2 rRNA genes are annotated in these 2538 nt (G+C 54.8%); both read left to right on the top strand.

Features of this window, described 5'->3' with window-relative positions:
• Positions 1–5 precede the first annotated feature (5 nt).
• Positions 6–1525: ribosomal RNA gene (locus HMPREF2860_RS00005) — 16S ribosomal RNA — on the top strand.
• Between the two features lie 386 nt (positions 1526–1911).
• Positions 1912–2538, top strand: a 23S ribosomal RNA gene (locus HMPREF2860_RS00010); the annotation flags it as partial.

Here is a 2538-nt window from a genome sequence, read left to right on the forward strand (position 1 = left end):
GGTTTTTGATGGAGGGTTTGATCCTGGCTCAGGACGAACGCTGGCGGCGTGCTTAACACATGCAAGTCGAACGGTAAGGCTCCAGCTTGCTGGGGTACACGAGTGGCGAACGGGTGAGTAACACGTGGGTGACCTGCCCTGCACTTCGGGATAAGCCTGGGAAACTGGGTCTAATACCGGATAGGACCATGGTGTGGATGCTGTGGTGGAAAGTTTTTTCGGTGTGGGATGGGCCCGCGGCCTATCAGCTTGTTGGTGGGGTAATGGCCTACCAAGGCGGCGACGGGTAGCCGGCCTGAGAGGGTGGACGGCCACATTGGGACTGAGACACGGCCCAGACTCCTACGGGAGGCAGCAGTGGGGAATATTGCACAATGGGCGGAAGCCTGATGCAGCGACGCCGCGTGGGGGATGACGGCCTTCGGGTTGTAAACTCCTTTCACCATCGACGAAGGGTTTCTGACGGTAGATGGAGAAGAAGCACCGGCTAACTACGTGCCAGCAGCCGCGGTAATACGTAGGGTGCGAGCGTTGTCCGGAATTACTGGGCGTAAAGAGCTCGTAGGTGGTTTGTCGCGTCGTCTGTGAAATTCCGGGGCTTAACTCCGGGCGTGCAGGCGATACGGGCATAACTTGAGTACTGTAGGGGAGACTGGAATTCCTGGTGTAGCGGTGAAATGCGCAGATATCAGGAGGAACACCGGTGGCGAAGGCGGGTCTCTGGGCAGTAACTGACGCTGAGGAGCGAAAGCATGGGGAGCGAACAGGATTAGATACCCTGGTAGTCCATGCCGTAAACGGTGGGCGCTAGGTGTGGGTTTCCTTCCACGGGATCCGTGCCGTAGCTAACGCATTAAGCGCCCCGCCTGGGGAGTACGGCCGCAAGGCTAAAACTCAAAGGAATTGACGGGGGCCCGCACAAGCGGCGGAGCATGTGGATTAATTCGATGCAACGCGAAGAACCTTACCTGGGCTTGACATATACAGGATCGCGCCAGAGATGGTGTTTCCCTTGTGGCTTGTATACAGGTGGTGCATGGTTGTCGTCAGCTCGTGTCGTGAGATGTTGGGTTAAGTCCCGCAACGAGCGCAACCCTTGTCTTATGTTGCCAGCACGTTGTGGTGGGGACTCGTAAGAAACTGCCGGGGTTAACTCGGAGGAAGGTGGGGATGACGTCAAATCATCATGCCCCTTATGTCCAGGGCTTCACACATGCTACAATGGTCGGTACAGTGGGTTGCCAGTCCGTGAGGGCGAGCTAATCCCGTAAAGCCGGTCTCAGTTCGGATCGGGGTCTGCAACTCGACCCCGTGAAGTCGGAGTCGCTAGTAATCGCAGATCAGCAACGCTGCGGTGAATACGTTCCCGGGCCTTGTACACACCGCCCGTCACGTCATGAAAGTCGGTAACACCCGAAGCCAGTGGCCTAAACTCGTTAGGGAGCTGTCGAAGGTGGGATTGGCGATTGGGACGAAGTCGTAACAAGGTAGCCGTACCGGAAGGTGCGGCTGGATCACCTCCTTTCTAAGGAGATTATTTTTTCTTCTGGTCATGTGTCATCGTGTTGGTGGCGTGTGGCTTTTTTGTTTTTTGGGTGGAACACCTACTGGTCAGGCTGCTTGAGTGATGGTGGTCTGCGCGTGTGTAAGTGATGATTAAACGTTTAAGGTGCTTTCCTTTTTTGTGTTGGTTGGTTGTTGGTGCGCTGTTGGGTGTCTGGGATGACACACGTGTTGTTGTTCCTGTATGACAGGTTGCTGCGTGCTGCAGGCGGGCTGCTGTGTGGTGGTTTGTTCTGTGGTGTGTGGGTGTTGTGTGAGAACTGGATAGTGGACGCGAGCATCTTGTTTTTCTGTAAGTTCGATTTTGTCAAGCAGTTTTTCTGTTTGTGATTGTTCTTGAGTATTTGTGTGTTGTGTTGTAAGGGCGCATGGTGGATGCCTTGGCATAGTAGGCCGATGAAGGACGTGAGAGGCTGCGATAGGCCTCGGGGAGCTGCCAACTAAGCGTTGATCCGAGGGTGTCCGAATGGGGAAACCTGGCCGTCGTTGTGGGCGGTCGCCGTTAGATGAATTCATAGTCTAATTGGTGGTTACGCGGGGAAGTGAAACATCTCAGTACCCGTAGGAGTAGAAAACAATTGTGATTCCGTTAGTAGTGGCGAACGAACGTGGATGAGGCTAAACCGCGTGCGTGTGATACCTGGCAGGGTTTGCGTGCGTGGGGTTGTGGGGATGCATTTGTGCAGGGTCTGCTAGTCCTGCGTTGTGTGGTGTGGGTGTAGCGGAAGTGGATTGGAATGTCCTGCCGTAGACGGTGAGAGTCCGGTACGTGAAACACTTGCATCTGCAATTGGTGTGTTGCCCGAGTAGCAGCGGGCTCGTGGAATCTGCTGTGAATCTGCCGGGACCATCCGGTAAGCCTAAATACCTGCTTATGACCGATAGCGGATTAGTACCGTGAGGGAATGGTGAAAAGTACCCCGGGAGGGGAGTGAAATAGTACCTGAAACCATGTGCTTACAATCCGTCAGAGCC

The sequence above is a fragment of the Corynebacterium sp. HMSC064E10 genome (assembly GCF_001812505.1).
GTDB classification, from domain to species: domain Bacteria; phylum Actinomycetota; class Actinomycetes; order Mycobacteriales; family Mycobacteriaceae; genus Corynebacterium; species Corynebacterium amycolatum.